Annotated in this window: 11 protein-coding genes; 7 read left to right on the plus strand and 4 right to left on the minus strand. The window is 44.9% G+C overall.

Going from position 1 to position 19,349, the window contains the following annotated elements; all coding sequences use genetic code 11:
- Positions 1–429 precede the first annotated feature (429 nt).
- Together DB520_RS04975 and DB520_RS04980 are read left to right on the plus strand one after the other, a co-directional pair.
- A complete protein-coding gene (locus tag DB520_RS04975) occupies positions 430–1,098 on the plus strand; it encodes a hypothetical protein (protein ID WP_114748500.1) in 669 nt (222 codons plus the stop codon).
- A 446-nt stretch (positions 1,099–1,544) separates the two neighbouring features.
- The gene (locus DB520_RS04980; protein ID WP_157971934.1) at positions 1,545–2,039 is read left to right on the plus strand and encodes a hypothetical protein; all 495 of its coding nucleotides are present in this window, start codon (positions 1,545–1,547) and stop codon (positions 2,037–2,039) included.
- Between the two features lie 125 nt (positions 2,040–2,164).
- Here DB520_RS04980 and DB520_RS04985 read toward each other — a convergent pair whose 3' ends face one another.
- Complete coding sequence (locus DB520_RS04985) at positions 2,165–3,475, minus strand: TolB-like translocation protein (RefSeq protein ID WP_114748502.1); 1,311 nt, start codon at positions 3,473–3,475, stop codon at positions 2,165–2,167.
- Positions 3,476–3,809: 334 nt separating this feature from the next.
- On the opposite strand from DB520_RS04985, the gene DB520_RS04990 reads away from it, so the two are divergent.
- The 4 genes from DB520_RS04990 to DB520_RS05005 all read left to right on the plus strand — a co-directional run bounded on the left by DB520_RS04990 (position 3,810) and on the right by DB520_RS05005 (position 12,752).
- Positions 3,810–6,971, plus strand: coding sequence for a SusC/RagA family TonB-linked outer membrane protein (locus tag DB520_RS04990; protein ID WP_114748503.1), 3,162 nt, complete (start codon positions 3,810–3,812; stop codon positions 6,969–6,971).
- 11 nt (positions 6,972–6,982) lie between these two features.
- Positions 6,983–8,554, plus strand: a complete 1,572-nt coding sequence (locus DB520_RS04995) for a RagB/SusD family nutrient uptake outer membrane protein (protein ID WP_114748504.1) — start codon at positions 6,983–6,985, stop codon at positions 8,552–8,554.
- An 80-nt stretch (positions 8,555–8,634) separates the two neighbouring features.
- Complete coding sequence (locus DB520_RS05000) at positions 8,635–10,545, plus strand: FG-GAP-like repeat-containing protein (RefSeq protein ID WP_114748505.1); 1,911 nt, start codon at positions 8,635–8,637, stop codon at positions 10,543–10,545.
- Positions 10,542–12,752, plus strand: a complete 2,211-nt coding sequence (locus DB520_RS05005) for a T9SS type A sorting domain-containing protein (protein ID WP_114748506.1) — start codon at positions 10,542–10,544, stop codon at positions 12,750–12,752. Before DB520_RS05000 ends, DB520_RS05005 begins: the two co-directional genes overlap by 4 nt.
- Here DB520_RS05005 and DB520_RS05010 read toward each other — a convergent pair.
- Both DB520_RS05010 and DB520_RS05015 read right to left on the minus strand, forming a co-directional pair.
- Positions 12,741–14,444 (minus strand): CRTAC1 family protein, encoded by a 1,704-nt coding sequence (locus DB520_RS05010; protein WP_114748507.1) that lies wholly within the window; start codon positions 14,442–14,444, stop codon positions 12,741–12,743. The two genes, DB520_RS05005 and DB520_RS05010, sit on opposite strands and share 12 nt — an antisense overlap.
- Before the next feature lie 47 nt (positions 14,445–14,491).
- On the minus strand, positions 14,492–15,898 hold the full coding sequence (locus tag DB520_RS05015; protein WP_232834846.1) for a vanadium-dependent haloperoxidase: 1,407 nt from the start codon (positions 15,896–15,898) through the stop codon (positions 14,492–14,494).
- 172 nt (positions 15,899–16,070) lie between these two features.
- Between DB520_RS05015 and DB520_RS05020 the strand changes: the two genes are divergently transcribed.
- On the plus strand, positions 16,071–17,966 hold the full coding sequence (locus DB520_RS05020) for a rhamnogalacturonan lyase (RefSeq protein ID WP_198675232.1): 1,896 nt from the start codon (positions 16,071–16,073) through the stop codon (positions 17,964–17,966).
- A gap of 55 nt (positions 17,967–18,021) precedes the next feature.
- On the opposite strand, the gene DB520_RS05025 is transcribed toward DB520_RS05020, so the two are convergent.
- Complete coding sequence (locus DB520_RS05025; protein WP_114748508.1) at positions 18,022–19,311, minus strand: mandelate racemase/muconate lactonizing enzyme family protein; 1,290 nt, start codon at positions 19,309–19,311, stop codon at positions 18,022–18,024.
- Positions 19,312–19,349: the final 38 nt, after the last annotated feature.

Genomic DNA, 19,349 nt, shown 5'->3' on the forward strand with positions numbered 1-19,349 from the left:
TGACAAACAAAAATGTAGGGTGATGAAACTGGCAAACATACCCTCCGGTCTCGGGGGTGGGGAGTACAGCAAAAAGCAATCATCGAGCTCGTGATTTGCCTAACTGCCCCTTGGAGGTTCGAATCCTTCCCCTACAGCAGGTTATTTTGGGTTTATAGTTAATTGACTAAAGCTATGAGACAGTGTTTCATAGCTTTTTTTATTTGATTTCATGTTAATTTTTTAGTTTTATTGGCGTTTTTATTTAGTTTTAAGGTTTAAAAAATTAATTTATTATCCTTTTGATCCTTCATATTTAAAAAATTTACATACAATAGTTATATCCATTATTAGTGTTGTTCATGGATTGTGCTTGACTTTTTAATAGAAGGGCCTTATTGGGGGTGGTATAATCCAACTATGAATCTTTAAACAAACCTATTGAAAATCATGAAACTACATTTACCCTTTCTAACCCTGACGCTGTTTTTGTCCTCATTGAGTGCCTTGTTTGGGCAAATCGAAACTTCGGAATTCATGGACTATGAAAGCTTCAAACATGAACTTTCTGTGGATGTAAAGCCCTTTTTGGAAGGGTCAGCTCCAATGTCTTTGTTTTACAGAAGGCACACCCAAAAAAGTGACGCTAGCCCAGGGGCTTTCCGCTTACAGATTAACGTGCTGAATAATTTCAGCTATGGGCCAGGGGATGACGAGGTTTCCCTAAATAATAACTTTACCAATATGTATGGTATTCAAGTCGGAAAAGAATGGCAAAAGCCATTGAATAACCGAATGATGGCTTATACAGGGTTTGATGTTGGTTTTGGATATGGAAGCTTCAAGAGCAAGACCACGGGGTTTAGGTTGACAGACAGGGTATATTCCGAAAAGCAAGATGTATATCTTTACACCGGTTCAATTTTCTTTGGTGTAAAACATCATTTTCATCAACGTATCTCTATTTCTGCAGAATTTTCTATCCAACCGCATTTCCAAAGGGCTGTTGAAGTCACTCAATTTGGTTCGAGGTCACCCACCAAAGCCAGGGATATTACGGATTCTTTTGGCCTGAGGCTTATACCTCTTGATGCAATTAGACTGTCCTATCATTTTTGAAACATTTGTAAAAGCCAAGATTTTGAACCATCTTTAATTCTGAAATATTAACAAAATCACCCAAATGATAAAAAAAATGTAAAAATAAATGATTTTAATTGAAAAAATGCGAATAAAATAAATCATTCTTTACCTTTGTAACATCAAACAAAGACAGAAGTTCTTTTGCTCACAAAATGTAGGGTGATGAAATTGGCAAACATGCCCTCCGGTCTCGGGGGTGGGGATTTAAGCATAAAGCAACCATGGAGCTCGTGGTTCGCCTAACTGCCCCTTGGAGGTTCGAACCCTTCCCCTACAGCAGGTTATTTTGGGTTTATAGTTAATTGACTAAAGCTATGAGACAGTGTTTCATAGCTTTTTTTATTGCTATAAGTAGATCATGTTTTGAAATGACAATTTTTAATCGGTTATTGTATACCGTATACCAAATAACCTTGATTCCCATGCAAAAGATAGTAGCACCGCTATTAATAGCAATGATTGTGGTTTTCACCACCCACGCCCAGGATGTTGTGATTAAGGCAATTGACCTGAAGATTGATGAAGTGCCCGGATTTGTCCCTTTTTATAAGGACAAGGGAAGAGCGGCCCTAGCCGTTAATTCCATTCAGTATCCTGACCAATGGGCTGCCGTGCAGACAGCATTTGAGGGGCCTACGGGAGTTTATGACCTCACACTGGCGACATTGACGGAATTCGATGGGGAACCCAGTTATAAAATCCGGGTACAGGGCAGACTTGTTGCGGACTATCAACATCTCTATACAGGGGTTGATTTTCAGGAGGACAGGGCTACCTGGAAAGGCGTAGCACTTGAACAGGGAGACATCTTAAGGGTAGAGGCAAACAACGCATCGAATGGCTTGGTGCCGGAAGGGGATGGATTTGCCTATGCCAGGGGAAGGTGGGTGCAGTTGGAATTTCGAAGGACAGAATAAGGCTATACCCGTTCTTCGATGGAGAAAATGAAATTGAACCATATAAGACATATAAGAAAATATAAGGAATAAGTCCCCCTTCTATGCCCTTATATACCTTATATGGTTCCTAATATAGCCGCTTTTTACCAATCTTCCGGTATCCTCACCACGCAAATATTCATGGATTTGCCGTCCTCCGAAAGCATGGCAGATTGGATTTGGAATCGGTCCCCATCAGGATGAAAAGTGGGGTGAGGGTGATCCTGGGCACTGGATTTGTGACCGGAACTGATTAACTTCATTTCCTTGGTTTCCCTGTTAATCAGGTAGAGGTTCCTCGCAAAATCGTCTCCCACTGCCCATTTGCCATCAGGGGAGCCGTGCACATGCCAAAGCCCGCTGCCACTTTCTGTCTGTCCCTCTATTCGCATTTCCTCTGTTCTCAGGTTGATTATCGCCAATCCAGTTGGTCTAGCCCTTGTCCCTGATGGCCCCCAAGAAGCTTCCTGGCCTGGGTTTTCCCTATCCCCCTCCGTTTGCCCTTCCCCCGTGACAATGGGTCTGTGTCCCATAATGGCAAAAGCCACCTCGTCTTTGGTGATGACTGCCTCATGGGTCACCCAGTCGAATTCACTTTCGGGAAATAATGGCTTAAGTTGGGTGCCATCATCCATTACCGTCCACATTCGTTGGGGTGCTTTTCCACCTGTTTCCCAGCAAAACACGATTTCTCCCGTTACCCAGGGGTTAACCTGTACATGACCTACCTGAAAAGGAACGCTAACCACATGTTGGATTTCCCCATTTGCCAGGTTCATTTTTGCGATGGCTCCCGGGCCGGCGCCCATGTTCCTTGGACCAAAATTATCCTCGGAGACCAATTCAGCTGGGGCCTGTTCGGAGGCATACGATGTGGAGGTTTTGAAATAGATGAAGTTTTCTTGGGCATCGAGTGCCATATCCGCCCCGTTTGCCATGGATGAGGGGATTTGGCCGTGGGTTTTTTGGTAGCTTTCTTTAGGTTTCATTTCACCTTTACCACTATCTTCAAAGACCCTCTTCAGATCCACGGATTTTACCAGAAGATCACCACCTTCTGCGGACTTTTGCATAAAGTAGAGCCTCATTTCTTTTCGGGAAAGGGTGAGCATGCCCACATATCCCCCTTCGGTCACCTGCACCATATCCCCCGATTGCTCGTTTACCGCCAAAGCCTCCCCCGGGGTTCTTTGGCTACGGAAGACAAGCCAGTTACCATCGGAGGTCCACTGGGAGTGGGTGGGGTAGATTTTTGAGTCCCCTACTGGGGTGCTGGTTAAAAAATGAAGCTCAGCCCCAGTCACGGGGTCTTGAATCACCTTTTTTTCAGAGGGTAACCGCTTACCTATCTGCGCTTTGACATTAATGGAAAAGGTGCCTAGGAACAATACAAACAGGTATATATAAACTCGCATTGGCTTTAATTTTATTGATGGTTATTACAAAAGAACAAGATATATTGAAATTGTATCCATAGCCAGATAACCCTGAATAAATTACAGGTGTAATTTTTATGAACCTTAAACAATATTTCCTTTTTTTTCTAGATAATATTATTTAAAATTGAGAATCAGACTTCAATAATGGCTCAATTTTGTCTTTTCAAGACAATAAAGGAATTTGTTTCTTACGCAGCATTATCACCATTCAAAAATAACTTTCTTTGGTCATCTCCATAGAAAAATCCCGTATGCGGTATACTAAAGACAAGTCATAGAAAAATCAATGAAAACAAAACCCAAATAACTTATGAATGAAACTTTACGAAGGTCGAGATTCGGTTTGCTTTCTATCTCTATCGTTGGATTGGTATTTGGTTTCCGGTTCGGGGCAATGGCCCAGAATGAAACTAAAACCAATATACCGACTATTGTTCAGTTAGAAAGGCCGCTGCTGGCTTCCAGCAACCCAGTATCCTCATCAACTACCAAAGATGAGATGGATGTGACCATCACCGGTAAGGTGGTGGATAGTGATGGGTCACCAATTCCAGGTGCTACTGTTTCGGTTCCGGGCACCAATATCGGTACAGTCACGGATATTGATGGCAATTATTCCATTACAGTACCAGAGGGGGTCAGGCTGGTATTTTCTTTTATAGGCTACGAGAGTAAAACTGTAGAAGTGGGTAACCAGCAAGTGATAGATGTAGCCCTGACGGATAGTGCCCAGGCATTGGACGAGGTGGTAGTGGTCGGCTATGGAACGCAAAAAAAGGCAAACCTTACAGGCTCTGTGGCTAGTGTGGGTAATAGGGACATTGAAAACCGTCCCATCACTAGTGCTGCCACAGCATTGCAAGGAACGGTTTCAGGAGTTCATATCAACCAAAATTCCGGTCAGGCAGGACGAGATGGTGTCCAAGTGAATATCAGGGGTATAGGAACCTTGAATAACTCCTCTCCCTTAATATTGGTGGATGGAATTGAGGCTCCGCTGAACAACATCAATCCAGACGATATCGAAACCGTGACCGTGTTAAAAGATGCGGCTTCTGCGGCCATTTACGGCTCTAGGGCTGCTAACGGGGTAGTGTTAGTGACCACCAAACGAGGTGCCGCCAAAGGTGAAAAGGTCAATTTTAACTATAGTGGGTTCATGGGTTCCTCGGAAGCTATCCGATTGCCCGAAATGGTTACGAACTCCGTTCAGTTTGCCGAGCTATGGAATGAGGGAGCTACTAATTTTGGAAATCCGGTAAGATTTTCACCAGAAGATATAGAAGGGTTTAGGCAAAGAGGTATTAATACAGACTGGATAGATGTGGTCTTCAGAAGTGCTATGATGCAACAGCATAATTTCAGTGCCTCTGGAGGAACAGAAAAAACTAACTTTAGGTTTTCGTTTGGCTATTTGGATCAAGATGGCACCATTCCCAATTCCACCTTTCAGCGATACAACACTAGGCTCAACTTAGACACAGAGGTTACCGAAAAAATCAGGGTCAGTACCAGCCTCTCCCTTACCCGTGGAGAAATGAACGCTCCCGGTGGCAACGTGTTGGGGGACGGTAACGTGGCAGGCTTAGCCATTCAGGGTTTACCCTTTAACACACCCTATGATAGTCAGGGAAGGTTCGCATCCCCATTAGGGCTGGCAGGAAGGGCCAATCCCATGGCAGTAGCCGCTTCCAGGGAATTTGGGGAAATAGACACCCATATTTTAGGGAACACCTATGTGGATTACCAAGTGATGGAAGGCCTGAATGTGCGGGGTACAGCAGCAGTGAATTACAGGACTATTAACCAAGCCACCTGGAACAACATGGTGGAGCATTTTGATCTCATCACTGAGGTTCCCATACAGATGGCTCCACTTAGGGGTAGGAACAGGTTCAGCGAACAAGGGTTGAATATCACGACCTGGCTTCAGGCTACCTACCAAAAGAGTTTTGGGGACCACAATTTCAATGTGTTGGTTGGTTACAACCAAGAGGAACACAACAGTGATGAATTTTCCACTTTCAGGGCTGGACAAATATCCAACAACGTAAAGACACTGTCATCAGGGGATGCCTCCACAGCCACGAATAATGAAGAAGGAACTACTTGGGCGCTACAGTCTTATTTTGGAAGGTTGAATTACAATTTTAACGAAAGATATTTATTTGAGGCCAATATGAGGTACGATGGGACATCCAGGTTCCTAAGGGACAAATGGGGAGCATTCCCTTCTTTTTCCGCGGGTTGGGTATTGTCCGAGGAAGACTTTATGAGAGGAGTTGGCTTTGTGGATTTTATGAAAGTCCGGGCTTCTTGGGGTTTGCTGGGTAATCAAAATATTGGTGACTTCAGGTATGCACGCAATCTTTCCCTAACTCAGTCTTACAGCTTTGGTGGCGCAATAGTACCCGGGGCCGCCATTACGGAACTGGGGAACCCCAACTTGTCCTGGGAGTCCACGGAGATGACCAACATAGGGATAGACCTGGGATTGTTTGAATCCAGGTTGAACATTGAGGCGGAATATTTTAATAGGTATACTTCAGGTATATTGTACGACCTACCTACCGAAATTACAACTGGGTTTACTACGCAAATTTCCAATGCTGCAGAAGTAAGAAACGAAGGCTGGGAGTTGAACATCAACTACATGGACAATTTTGGGCCTGTTAAATTTTCCTTTGGTGGTAATTTGACCAATGTGAAAAGTACGGTGATGGAGTTGAACCCTAGTATACCCAGTGAATTGGATAGGGCCATTCAGGGAAGGATGATCATACAGCCAGGCTCCCCAATTAATTCGTATTTTGGTTATCAGTCATTGGGGATTTTCCAAACTCAGGAGGAGTTCGATAATGCGCCGAATCATTCCTTGTTGGATCCCAATTATGGTGTCGGAGACGTAAGGTTGGCCGATATCAGTGGTCCTGAGGGAGTGCCTGATGGAATCATTGATCAGCATGACAGGGTGGTGATGGGTTGGCAGAATCCGGAATGGCTGTTTGGCTTTAACTCTAGGGTGGAATATAAGGGAGTTGATCTGTTTGTCCTTTGGCAAGGTGCAGGAGGATACCATGGGTATTCCAGTGAAGAGCTTGCAGCCCCGTTTTTCAACACCTCAGGCTTAGTAGGGCTTTGGGAAGACAGGTGGACACCTGAAAACCCCGATGCTTCCATGCCCAGGATGTTTGTCTCCAACGGACCCAGCAATAGTGTGGACAATTCCTTTTGGCTATATGATAGGACCTTTCTTCGCTTGAAGAATTTGCAAATTGGTTATACGCTGCCTCAGGCACTGCTCGAACGGACCTTTTTACAGTCCCTTCGGGTGTTTGTAAATGGAAGTAATTTGCTGACATTCACCGAATTTCCCTATTTAGATCCTGAGAGGCCTCCAGGTGCAGACCGAGGAACCAATTCCTATCCCAATTTGAGGGTCTTTACCGGGGGCTTAAATGTTAATTTTTAATTAGAAAGATCATGAGAAAGTTACTATACGTAATCGGGTTATTTAGTTTCTTATTGAGCCTACCTATCGCATGCAGTGATGATATTTTGCATAAGGAACCAATAGGCTTTGCAGCGGCAGAAGGGTTTTTCCAAACCGAGAATGACATTATGGTTGGGATCAATGGGATTTACCCCATTTTCCAAGGAGATATTTGGGGGGGCTCTTTTGTACAGCTTCAGCCACATTTCGATTCCGCGACAGACAACGCCGTACTTTGTTGTGACTGGGAACACGGTTTTACGGCAATTGCCAGGGGAACCATGAGCCCTACTTCAGGAGGCATAGTGGGGTGGAAATACAATTTTGGTTACCAAGGGCTGGCCCGGATCCATAACATCATGGAGGCGATTGAGTCGGGGACCATTGAGGATCTCACTCCAGAAAGAGCGGCATTGTGGATGGGAGAGTTGAGGTTTTTGAGAGGATTTATCTATTCTGAGATGGCCGCAGTTTATGGGGGAGTACCTTTAGTGACCAGCATGATTTCCAATCAGGAGGCAGAGGCCTTGACAAGAAGCACTAAGGAAGAAGTGATCAACTTGGTGTTGCAAGACTTAGATTTTGCCGCAGATAACCTTGAGTATACGCCAACCAATGGTCAAAATGGAAGGCCCACAAAGCAGGCAGCACTGGCATTAAAAGGGAAAGTTCTTCTCTATAACGATAGATGGGCAGAAGCTGCCGCTACTCTTAAAGAACTCATTGATGAAGAGGGGGCTCATTTTTACCTTGATAATGATTATGAAGGACTCTTTAGGGGGACTAATGAGGAAAGCCCCGAAATTTTCTTCAGTATCCAACATATGACGGATGCAGGAGGGGAAGGAAGTTTTCTACAAACCCATTATGCACCTTCCAATGTGGTTATTGGAGGAGGATGGGGGTCTTTTACCTATACCAGGAATTTGTTGGATGCCTATTACATGACCGATGGTCTTCCCATTTCCGATTCCCCATTATATGATCCAGAAAATGAGATTGAAAATAGAGACCCCAGGCTTAGGTGGACCTTTTTCTTTCCGGGGGATGAATACCGAGGTGTTATATTGGAAAACCCAACCAACTTCCTTGTAAATGGCTCAGCAGTCACTAGCCCTGATGGTGTAGTGATGAGGAGTAGGAAATGGGTATCTGAAACCGGGAATACTGGGGAAAGCAATAGCCCAGTGAACCTGGTCTTAATGAGGTATTCCGATGTGCTGCTCATGTATGCCGAAGCTCAAAATGAGGTTTCCGGTCCGGTTGCCACTGTCTATGAGGCAGTAAATAAAATCAGGGCAAGAGCAGGGATGCCTGATTTCAGACAGGGGATGAGCCAAGAAGAGATGAGGCAGGAAATTAGGCACGAAAGAAGGATAGAGTTTGCCATGGAGGGTACCAGGTATTTCGACCTTCTCCGATGGAGGACTGCCGAGGAAGTTATCCCCTCGCTTCCTACCTTGGAAAACAGGCAATTTGATCCGTCCCGAAACTACCTTTGGCCGATTCCACAATCTGCCATGGACGGGTTTTCTAATATTGAACAAAATCCTGGATATTGATGAACCATTAAGGGCACCCGGTCGGGTGCCCCTGTTTTCTACGGTGAAGGGAAAGTCGGTTTCAAATAGTGCGGTAAAATATGTGGAAGGCTCCTTTGTTCATAATCGCCTTATTTGTCAGTGAGGGGGTAAATGCCCAGCGAAAATTTACGGATGTAACCCAACAAGCTGGAATCGATCATGCTTTTGAAATTTTCCAAGGCATTTTTGGGGGTGGAGCTGCAGTTTTGGATTTTGATAATGATGGATTCGAGGATGTTTTCATTACCGGAGGAGAAGGCATGGATGCATTATATAGGAACAATGGGGATGGAACTTTTACGGATATTACAGAGGATGCCGGTTTTGAAGATCTAGAGGGGGTTATTACACAAGGCGCAATAGGGGCGGATGTCAACAAGGACGGGCTTGTGGATCTTTTCATCACGACGATTGCAAAGGTAGCGAATGGTAGATTCGAGGCCACCTCCAATTTTTTATATATCAACACGGGCAACGGAAAATTTGTGAACCGAACCCGAAGTTATGGGCTTGACCAAATTACCTTCTCCACGGGAGCCGCATTTGGGGATATTAATAATGATGGCTACCCAGACCTTTATGTCAGTAATTTTTTTAACCGGTTTGGGGGGAGGTTGGATGAGAAAATGGGTGTCATCTCTGAAGGTGACAGGGCACCGGCCCATGACCTCCTGTACCTGAACTCAGGTGGTGGCAGGTTCATAGAAGTTTCTGAAACTTACGGCTTTTCCCATACTGGATTTGGGTTTGGAGGGGTATTCACTGATTACGATAATGATGGGGATATGGATCTCATAGTCATCAATGATTTCGGCTACCAGGCAACCCCTAATCTGTTGTACAGAAACGAATTCCCCAAGCAGGAGTTCACGGATGTAAGCAAAGCAATGGGCTTTGACCTGGCTATAAATGCCATGGGTGTGGGGATTGGAGATTTCAACATGGACGGATGGTTGGACTATTTTATCTCCAACATAGCCTCTAGCCCCTTGCTGGTAAGCCAAGGGAAAAGGGACCAGCCTTTTCAGAATAAAACCAGGGAATTGGGCACCTCCCACCCAAATCTTCATACCCTGGATGGGCGTGAGGTCTCTACGATCAGTTGGGGAGCGAATTTTTTTGATTATGACAACGATATGGATCTGGATTTGTTTGTAGCCAATGGCTGCCTGAACCCCACAATTTTCCCCAACCCCAATTTGATCTTGGAAAATTTCAACGGGCAGTTCATATTGAACGGGCCTTCCTTGGGCCTATCCGACGCTTCCATAGGAAGGGGTTCAGTTACCTTCGATTTTGACAATGACGGCAATTTGGATCTTTTGGTAGTGAACCAGACTAAGATCGGCAATAGTGAAATGCCCTTTACTAATTTTGGGGTGAAACTGTATAGAAATGAAGGGTTTGGGAATAACTGGCTGAAAGTAAAGCTTAGGGGAAGAAAATCGGATAGGAATGGTATAGGCTCCAGGGTAGAAGCATATGCCCAAGGCAAGAAATTGATTAGAGAGATAGATGGTGGATCTAGCCACATTTCCCAAAACAGCACTATTGCCCATTTTGGTTTAGCGCAGCTGGATAGGGTGGATTCTTTGTATGTAAGATGGATAGGGGGTGATGTGCAACGGTTTTATGATGTTGACGTTAATCAGTTGCTGGAAATAGACCAAGAATCCCTCATTACCAATTTAGAAAAGGAAGCACCTATTTCCAGTTTCAAGCTGTATCCCAACCCCACCAGCAAGCACCTTAATTTAAGCATTGCTGGACTTACGAGCCCAGGGGGTATAGAAGTGGAGGTGATTAACACTTTGGGCCAGGTTATTTTGAGTCAAAGTGTGGATGGTGAATCCATAGCCAAAGACTCTGTCCTTACGGTGAACTTGCCCGAAAATCTACCTCGAGGTTTGTATGTGGTACAATTTCCTTCGCATCCTTCCATTAAACCTTTAAAATTCAAGAAGGAATGAGCTGGGGAAGGCCATATAAGGGAATAATTTTACTCTTGGTGTTATTTTGTGTCTTAAGGAATGACTTATTGGGGCAACAGACGGTGGCACGGGATTGGAATGAGGCCTTACTTCTGGCGATAAGAAATGATTTTGCCCGTCCCACTGTCCACGCCCGGAATTTATTTCACCTTTCTGCGGCCATGTATGACATTTGGGCTGTATATTCCAAAAAAGGAAATCCTTATTTTTTAGGCCATGCACATGGAGAGTACACCATTCCTTTCAAGGGAATTCCTTCCTATGAGGATGCAAAAATAGCAAGTGAGGTAGCGATAAGTTTTGCTTCCTACAGACTTATCCGTTTTCGGTTCCGTAATAGCCCGGGATGGGAAACTACCTATGCACATATCGATAGCTTAATGGAGGTGAAAGGTTTTGATAGGACCTATTTGGACGAGGATTACGAAAACGGAAACCCAGCAGCTTTTGGAAATTTCCTTGCTTCCCAAATCATCGCTTTTGGTTTACAGGATGGTTCAAACGAAGGGGGAGCCTTTCAAAACCTCGAATATGTACCTAGAAACCCACCCATGCTTCTTAGTGAACCTGGAGTTGCGGAGCTGTATGACCCCAATCTTTGGCAGCCGTTGACCTTCGAAACTTTTATCGACCAGTCGGGGAATCAAATACCCGCTGGCACGCCACCCTTTCTGGGTGCAGAGTGGGGAAAGCTTCTAGCTTTTTCGTTGAAGGAAACGGATGTAAGCAAACATGAGGTAAAGGGAAGAGAATGCTGGGTTTATCATGATCCTGGGCCACCGGCAATGCTTCATCCGGATGACCATGAGGATAATGAAGCATATATATGGAATTTTGAATTTGTGGTAAACTGGTCAGCACATTTGGATCATGAGGATGGGGTGATGTGGGATATATCCCCTGGAGCAATGGGAAATGTGGAAGAGGAGGAGTTTCCAGAAAATCTAGAGGATTACAAGCGGTTTTTTGATAAACTAAATGGGGGGGATATCGGGAAAGGATATTCGCTTAATCCCTTCACAGGCGAACCGTATCAGCCCCAGGTTGTGCCCAGGGGAGACTACACCCGGGTTCTGGCCGAATTTTGGGCAGATGGCCCTGACTCGGAAACCCCTCCTGGTCATTGGTTTTCTATTTTTAATTACGTTAGCGACCACCCACTTTTCGAAAGGAAATTTGAAGGGAAGGGAGAAGTGTTGGATCGTATGGAATGGGAGGTAAAGGGTTATTTCACACTTGGCGGAGCCATGCACGATGCGGCAATTACCGCTTGGAGTATTAAGGGGTATTATGATTATGTAAGGCCCATTACCGCTGCCAGGTACATGGGCAAAATGGGTCAATCCAGCTCAGATACCTTACCCAATTTTCACCCTCATGGTATGAAGTTAGAAAAAGGCTTTATAGAACTCGTGGGGACAGAAGATCCGCTGGCAGGTGAGCAAGCTGAGCATGTAGGGAAAATAAAGGTCAGGTCTTGGCGGGGCCATGATTTCATACGTACCACAGAGGATATCGGAGGAGTCGATTGGATATTGGCAGAAAACTGGTGGCCGTATCAGCGTCCCACATTCGTTACACCCCCCTTTGCAGGATATATTTCAGGGCACTCTACCTTCTCTAGGGCAGCTGCCAGGGTAATGACCATGCTTACTGGCGATGACTATTTTCCGGGGGGATTAGCCGAATTTCATGCCAAAGAAAATGAATTTTTGGTTTTCGAAAAAGGTCCTAGTACCGATGTGGTTTTGGAGTGGGCAAGGTATGTGGATGCCTCCGACCAATGTAGCCTTTCCAGGATTTGGGGGGGAATTCATCCTCCAATAGATGATATACCTGGTAGGATCATAGGAGAGAAAGTAGGCAAAACAGCCTTTGAACATGCCAAGGCTTATTTTGAGGATGTTATTTTAGCAGCTCCAAGCTCCAGGGAGAAAATCAAAGTGGAAATCTTTCCCAATCCCATTTCAGCAGGAGAATCCTTAAGGATAAAATTACCGCCTTCTACCTCAGGCTATCAAATTGGATTACATTCTACAAATGGGAATTTGATAAAGGTCTTGGAATTTCCTACAGCCACGGGAAATGAATTAATAGTGGAAAGCCTGGGTTTGAAACCCGGGGTTTATTTAGTGATAGCCAAATCCCACCATCAGCAATTGGTGGAAAAGCTTCTAGTCCGATAAGGGTTTGCGCTGCTTAAGGAAAAACAGAATGACCGCTGTAGCAATTAGCAAAGCTAACAGCCAAACATAAGGGAATCTGGCGGAAGGCACCTGTTCTATGCTGAGGAGTTGGTTTACCTGTTGGTTTACCATTACTTGTTCACCTCCACCCAGCCATTTTACCCTGACAGTATCTACTTTTTCTGCATCCCCCAGACCAAAATGGGCTATCACGGAATTCTGTGAAAGATGGCTGCTGCCTCCATCTATTTCACGAATCATAGTAAGGTCTCCTATCACCACTTCCACCCTGGACCCAATCCCATTCAGGTCGGTGTCCCTGCCTTGAAGGGCCACTTTTACCCAGTTTCCCTCACTCGCATCATTTCTATAGAGTAATGAGGAGGGAATAGAGGTAAGTCCGTCATTTACGGGGTATTGATTGATTACCAGCAAGTCCAAATCCCCATCATTGTCATAATCAAACACCACGGAACCTCTGCTAAGTCCTCTGTCATTTACCCCTTTTTCTGAGGCCTTATTTACATAGGTGCCATTTTCCAGTTCAAAATAATAATTGGGAATAGGAAATACCTCCGGATTTAATGCCCCATTGGCCACAAACAGTTCCAAGTTTGTATTATGGTTAAAATCGGCAAAATTTGCCCCCCAACTGATGGGAAGGCTTGGTCTTCCCTTTTCCCTAATCATGTTTATTTTGATTCCCAGTTCTTCATTTTGGTTTAAAAAGGGCTTTCCGGGGCCTTGGTTCACCATAAATGGGTTAGCACGTATATTGGTAAAATAATAGTCCAGGTAGCCGTCGTTATTGTAGTCTCCAACTGCCAGGCCCATGCCATTAATTGGCAAATCCATATCCATAGAGTCCGCTATATCCAAAAATCTTGCTTTCGGGTATTGGTTTTGAAAAAACTGGTTGGGTATGGATTTATACCCAAAATCATGGTTGACAATCAAGTCCAGATCACCGTCATTATCGTAGTCCGAAAACACCCCTCCAAATCCAAAACCCTTGAAGCCCAACCCATATTTTTCATATTGGTTTTCGAAGGATTTCCCTTTTTTATTGATCAGCAACAAACCCTCTGCCATTTGGTTGGATCCCACGATGATGGCGTCATTCATGATGTGCAACTTGCCGTCAAACATATTGAAATAGTTGCCCACGAAAATATCGGGATAACCGTCATTGTTGATATCCCCAAACATGGCCCCAGTACTGAAAGTCTGGTACCTATCTAGTCCAAATTCCTCTGTGGCGTTCCTAAAGGTTCCGTCGCCATTATTGATAAATAGCAAGTTTTCAGCCCTGGGAATAGGGTCTTTACTGTCCCTTAGTTTAATGGTGGTTACAAACAAGTCCCTCCATCCATCCCGATTTACATCGGCAGAAATGGCTCCTTGGGTGACGTATTTTTTTGGTGTTTTTAAGCCAGATCCTTCGTATACGTTTTCAAATGTACCATCCCCCTTATTGAGATAAAGCTGGTCATCCCCCACACCCCCGGTTATGAAAAGGTCTTCCCACCCATCGTTATTGAAGTCAAATACTACCACGCCACCACCAAATGTGCCCTCATATACTTCAAAGATATGGTCAATCCCCGAAGAAGCACTCACGTCTTTAAATGGGGTTGGCTTTTCTTGTGCAGAAGTTGGCAAAATTAGCTGAAAGAAAACAACAACTGACATTAGAGATTGAATCAAGTTTATTAATACAATTCTCACAAACCTATTCCTTACTTGTCCCATTTCAGCGCATTGATATGATTTCCTACTTTCCTTCCTTCTTCCAATCCCACTTCGTTGTCAATTTGGGCATGAATTCCTCCCAGAAACCTAGAATATGCTGTTTCTACAGCCACCTCCCAAAAAGAATTAAAGCTCCTTTCCTTATAATCAACGTTACGGAGTTTGTCCCTTTTTCTTCCTGAATGGGCATTATCCACAAAGGATATTTCGTCTCCGTAGAGTCCGGCAAAAACAGTGGCCACAGCCCCCGCTTGGGTAGCATGTCCGGATGGAAATGCGGGAAAAGGGGGATCGGGCCAAAATGGCTCCCATTCATCATCGATATTTTCGAAAACATAGGTGGAAGGCCTTTCGGAGTAGTAATGGTACTTCATCCTCCAGCAAACGGTAAAGGCATCCGCTACGGCCATCCCCACACGGGCGTAGGTTTCCGCAGCAGTGACCAGGTCAGGTTTTTTTTGCTCCAATACTAAGTTTACCAAGTAATAGGAATGCCCGGGTGGGGTGAATGTATCAGTGGGATCATCATTCCACCACATGGCTATTTCCTTTTCTTCTTGAGTGAGCTGTGTATTGCTTTCGTAGACCTCATAGAAAGTTTGGTAATAATCAGATTCCACTAAAGTATCGTAGGGTAAAAATGCAGGGACTGCCCATTCAGCGTTGGCGGAAAGAAATGTACGGTTTTCTCCCCAGTAGGGGTGCAAAGGCAACCGACTGATGGTTTGGGCAAAAAACGGTGGTCTCCAGTGCCCTTGACCTGCTTTTTGCTGCATATTGGTGTCGAAATTCTTCAAATAACCTCTGTGTCCCCCATCGTCCATGGACCACTCAAATATGGAATTGGCGATTCGCTGCCCAAAATCCACAGACCTCTCTATAACCTCCCTTTCCTCATCCTTAGAAAGTGAATGCAACACCAACTCGCATAAGGAGTCGATTTTGTATACATATTCTTCAGAGGCTTGCTGATAAATATTTTTTAGGATAAAAGCCTGTCCGGCATTGAGGGAGATCTTCCAATTGTAGGAGGTATTTCGTTCGGGAGAGGGAAGTTGTTCTAATCCATTAAGTTGGGAGGCAAGAGACCTTTTGTGCTCATTGCCATGCACTACTGACTCATACATGGTCAAGCCAAAATAGCCAAAGGCACGGCTGGCAAAGGTAGGTGAATTGCCAGGAGTATGTTGGGTCAAATCTAAAGCCATCTCCCCCCAAAGCATTGCTATTTCATAGTCATGCTTGAATGTAATTTGGGCTTGCTCTTGTTGATTTTGGCAAGACAAAAAACAAGCCAGCACAAGGAAACATGCGAAGGCAGGAATTCGGCGTTTGACAAATAGACACATTATTTGATCCTTAACCGGAATAGGTGTTTTGGCTTTATTGTTCATTTCGGATTCGCTCCGGTATATACCATAAACATAGGGTTCCTCTTTCTTTTATCAAACTTTTAGACCCCTAAATATATTAAAAACAGTGGTTCTGAAAAAAATTCAGAAAAACCCGTGAGATTATAGCCATTAGGTTCTCTTTTGTATTCATGGACAACCTGGAAAGTGTATAATGCAAACATTCCCAACAGAATTACCGAAACAGACAACAATTTTACTTATCTATCTCCTCTTACTTTTGTTTTCTTTTCAAACTGGTTTCGCCCAACGTCAGATGGAGCACCTGGATCGGGGATTGGTAGGAGTGCCCTCTGAAGATGGAGTATTACTGAGTTGGCGCATGCTGGGCACGGATCCTGAAGAAGTAGGCTTTAATATCTATGCCCTTTCTCCTTCCGGGGAAAAACGTAGGCTTAATGCGGAATCCATCACTGACCGAACCAATTTTTGGACAAAAGCGGATCAACAAGGAATTACATATTTTGTAAGCGCCCATGCTGGAGATGAAATGCTAGATGAAACTATGCCTGTTTCCCCTTGGGAAGAGGAATACCTTTCCATACCCCTGCGAACTCCCGATGGTTATACCCCCAACGATGCATCAGTCGGAGACCTGACAGGGGATGGGAAGTATGAAATCGTAATACATATGACAGGCAAAGCGCACGACAACTCCCATAAGGGGTTTACCGATGAGCCTATCCTTCATGCCTATACACTTGCCGGGGATTTCTTGTGGGAAATCAACCTGGGTAAAAATATCAGAGAGGGTGCCCATTACACTCAGTTTATGGTATATGACCTAGATGGGGATGGTAAGGCTGAAGTTGCCTGCAAGACCGCTGATGGCAGCAGGGATGGTGTGGGGAAAATCATCGGAGATGCCTCTGCGGATCACCGTAACAAAGACGGATATATTTTGGAGGGTCCGGAATTCCTGACCGTATTTAATGGTGAAACGGGTGCAGCCATGTCCACGGTGGATTATGTGCCCAGCAGGCATCCAGAAACCCAAGACCCAAGCCCTGAACAAATGAAAGAAATTTGGGGGGATGGATATGGCAACCGCCTGGACCGGTTTTTAGCCGGCATTGCCTACCTGGATGGGGAAAGCCCAAGTTTGATCATGAGCAGGGGCTATTATACCCGTACCGTAATTGCCGCTTGGAATTGGAGGGATGGGGAACTTTACCAGGAGTGGGTTTTTGATTCCCATGATGGTAATCCGGAACACCTGGCCTATGCAGGCCAAGGTTTCCACAGTCTTAGCATAGCTGATGTGGATGGGGATGGAAAAGATGAAATCGTTTTTGGCTCCATGGTGTTGGACAATGATGGTACAGGGCTTTACTCCTCCGGCTTGGGACATGGGGATGCTATGCATGTTACTAACATCGATCCTACCAGAGAGGGTCTGGAGGTTTTTGGGATTCACGAGAGGGCTGAGCACCCTCATGCTGCTAACCTGAGGGATGCCCTTACCGGGGAGGTACTGTGGTCATTTCCCTCCGAGGATGTGGGAAGGGGGTTATCCATAGACATAGACCCTAGGCATGAAGGCCATGAATGTTGGGCATTGGGGGAGGGTTTGTCCGGCCTATGGAATGTAAAAGGCGAGGAGATTTCCAGTCAACGCCCTTCCTCCTGTAATATGGCAATATGGTGGGACGGGGATTTACTCAGGGAATTGCTGGATGGTGTGAACATAGACAAATGGGATTATGAGCAGGAAACTTCCAAGCGCATATTTACCGGGGAGAATTTTCAGCTTCTTAAAAACAACGGCACCAAATCCAACCCTTGCCTTTCGGCCGATATTTTGGGCGACTGGAGGGAGGAACTGCTGGCCAGGACAGAGGACGGAAAGGAATTGCGGATATTTTCTACCCCAATTCCCTCAGAACATCGGCTTTATACCCTTATGCACAACCCTCATTACAGATTGAGCATTGCCTGGCAAAATGTGGCCTATAACCAACCCCCACATACGGATTATTTCTTGGGGGCCGGGATGAAAAAACCTCAGAGGCCTAATATTTATGTGCTAAAAAACAAGCATTTAAAATAGATTTACCAAACAATCAATAGGAAAGCTTGAGCCGCTCGTTTAACCGTAATATTGCTTATTTCTCAGCAATGGTCTCAATTATGGCATCTCCACTAGTGAATAGTTCTTCACGTATGGTAACTCCCAGTCCCGGCTTTTCTGGTGCCACTACATATCCATTTACAGGGGTAGGGATATCCTCTATAAAATAGGGGTATTGATGGGAATATTTCCAGTAATTACTTTCCATAATCATGAAATTGGGAACTGCCGTCATAAGATGCGTGGATGCTGCCCAAAGCAAAGGACCACCTGCGGTATGGGGGGAAACTGGAATCAGATAGGTGTCAGCGAAGTCTGAAATTTTTTTTGCCTCCGTAATTCCTCCGCACCAGGAAAGGTCAAACATGACCACATCGCAAGCCCCAAGTTCCAAAAACTCCCGGTATTCGTACCTGGTGGCAAGGGTTTCGCTGTGGCAAATGGGAACTGACGTTTCTTGCACTAGGGAAGCATAAGCCTTCGCATTATTCATAAGCATGACATCTTCCATGTAAAGTATGTTATAGGGTTCTAATGCCTTGGCAATCCGCTTGGCACTTGCCAAATCATACCTTCCCCAACAATCGATACAAATGTCCATGTCCATCCCAGCCTCTTCCCGGATTTCCCGGATCCAATCCAATCCCCGCTCGATCTCACCATGTGTGATATAGGGCCCTCTCGATTGCTCAAAGGGGTAAATCTTCATAGCCTTGATGCCCCTGTCAAGCAGAAAACGGGTAATGGCAGGGGTATCAGAGGCCATTTTCATATCATTGATAGCCCAGTAATCGGTCACCGTGTTATACACTTTGATCTGCTCCCGGCTTTTCCCCCCAAGCAGCCTATAGAGAGGTTGCCCTGTGGCAATTCCCAAAATATCCAACTGTGCCATATTAACCGCACTCAGTATCCGCATATCTGCCCCTCCCGCATTTCTCATGGACATATCGTGGTACATCCTTTTCCAGATTCCGTCAATGTCCCTGGGATCCCTCCCAATTAATAACCTTGAATAGTCTTTTAAGGCACCCAATTCACCATTGGAAAAGGGATAGGTTTCTCCAATACCCACAATTCCCTGATCGGTGTGTAGCCTTACCCAAAAGAATTCAGCTCCATCCGCTCCGCCGGATCCCCCACCGATTTTGATATCGGGATTAAACCTTATTCCTTCAATTTTTGTGATTGTCATAGCAGGAGCACTCTCCCTGGCTTCCAAAATTGAAGCGGGAAGAAAACCCATCCCTACTGTCCCAAGAAAGCCTTTAGCTAAAAGGGTAGAAAATTTTCTTCTGCTCAAATGGTGATTGGAAGCGTTCATTCTGAAAATTGTTTTAGTTTTAAATACAAGAATCTTTA

The organism is Pleomorphovibrio marinus, assembly GCF_003347495.1.
GTDB lineage: Bacteria > Bacteroidota > Bacteroidia > Cytophagales > Cyclobacteriaceae > Pleomorphovibrio > Pleomorphovibrio marinus.

What these genes read in the sequence shown, in the direction of transcription:
- DB520_RS04985 (WP_114748502.1), bottom strand. Translation starts at nt 3,475, where the DNA reads ATGCGAGTTTATATATACCTGTTTGTATTGTTCCTAGGCACCTTTTCC.
- DB520_RS04995 (WP_114748504.1), top strand. Translation starts at nt 6,983, where the DNA reads ATGAGAAAGTTACTATACGTAATCGGGTTATTTAGTTTCTTATTGAGC.
- DB520_RS04990 (WP_114748503.1), top strand. Translation starts at nt 3,810, where the DNA reads ATGAATGAAACTTTACGAAGGTCGAGATTCGGTTTGCTTTCTATCTCT.
- DB520_RS05015 (WP_232834846.1), bottom strand. Translation starts at nt 15,898, where the DNA reads ATGAACAATAAAGCCAAAACACCTATTCCGGTTAAGGATCAAATAATG.
- DB520_RS05025 (WP_114748508.1), bottom strand. Translation starts at nt 19,311, where the DNA reads ATGAACGCTTCCAATCACCATTTGAGCAGAAGAAAATTTTCTACCCTT.
- DB520_RS05005 (WP_114748506.1), top strand. Translation starts at nt 10,542, where the DNA reads ATGAGCTGGGGAAGGCCATATAAGGGAATAATTTTACTCTTGGTGTTA.
- DB520_RS05000 (WP_114748505.1), top strand. Translation starts at nt 8,635, where the DNA reads ATGTGGAAGGCTCCTTTGTTCATAATCGCCTTATTTGTCAGTGAGGGG.
- DB520_RS05010 (WP_114748507.1), bottom strand. Translation starts at nt 14,444, where the DNA reads ATGTCAGTTGTTGTTTTCTTTCAGCTAATTTTGCCAACTTCTGCACAA.
- DB520_RS05020 (WP_198675232.1), top strand. Translation starts at nt 16,071, where the DNA reads ATGCAAACATTCCCAACAGAATTACCGAAACAGACAACAATTTTACTT.
- DB520_RS04980 (WP_157971934.1), top strand. Translation starts at nt 1,545, where the DNA reads ATGCAAAAGATAGTAGCACCGCTATTAATAGCAATGATTGTGGTTTTC.
- DB520_RS04975 (WP_114748500.1), top strand. Translation starts at nt 430, where the DNA reads ATGAAACTACATTTACCCTTTCTAACCCTGACGCTGTTTTTGTCCTCA.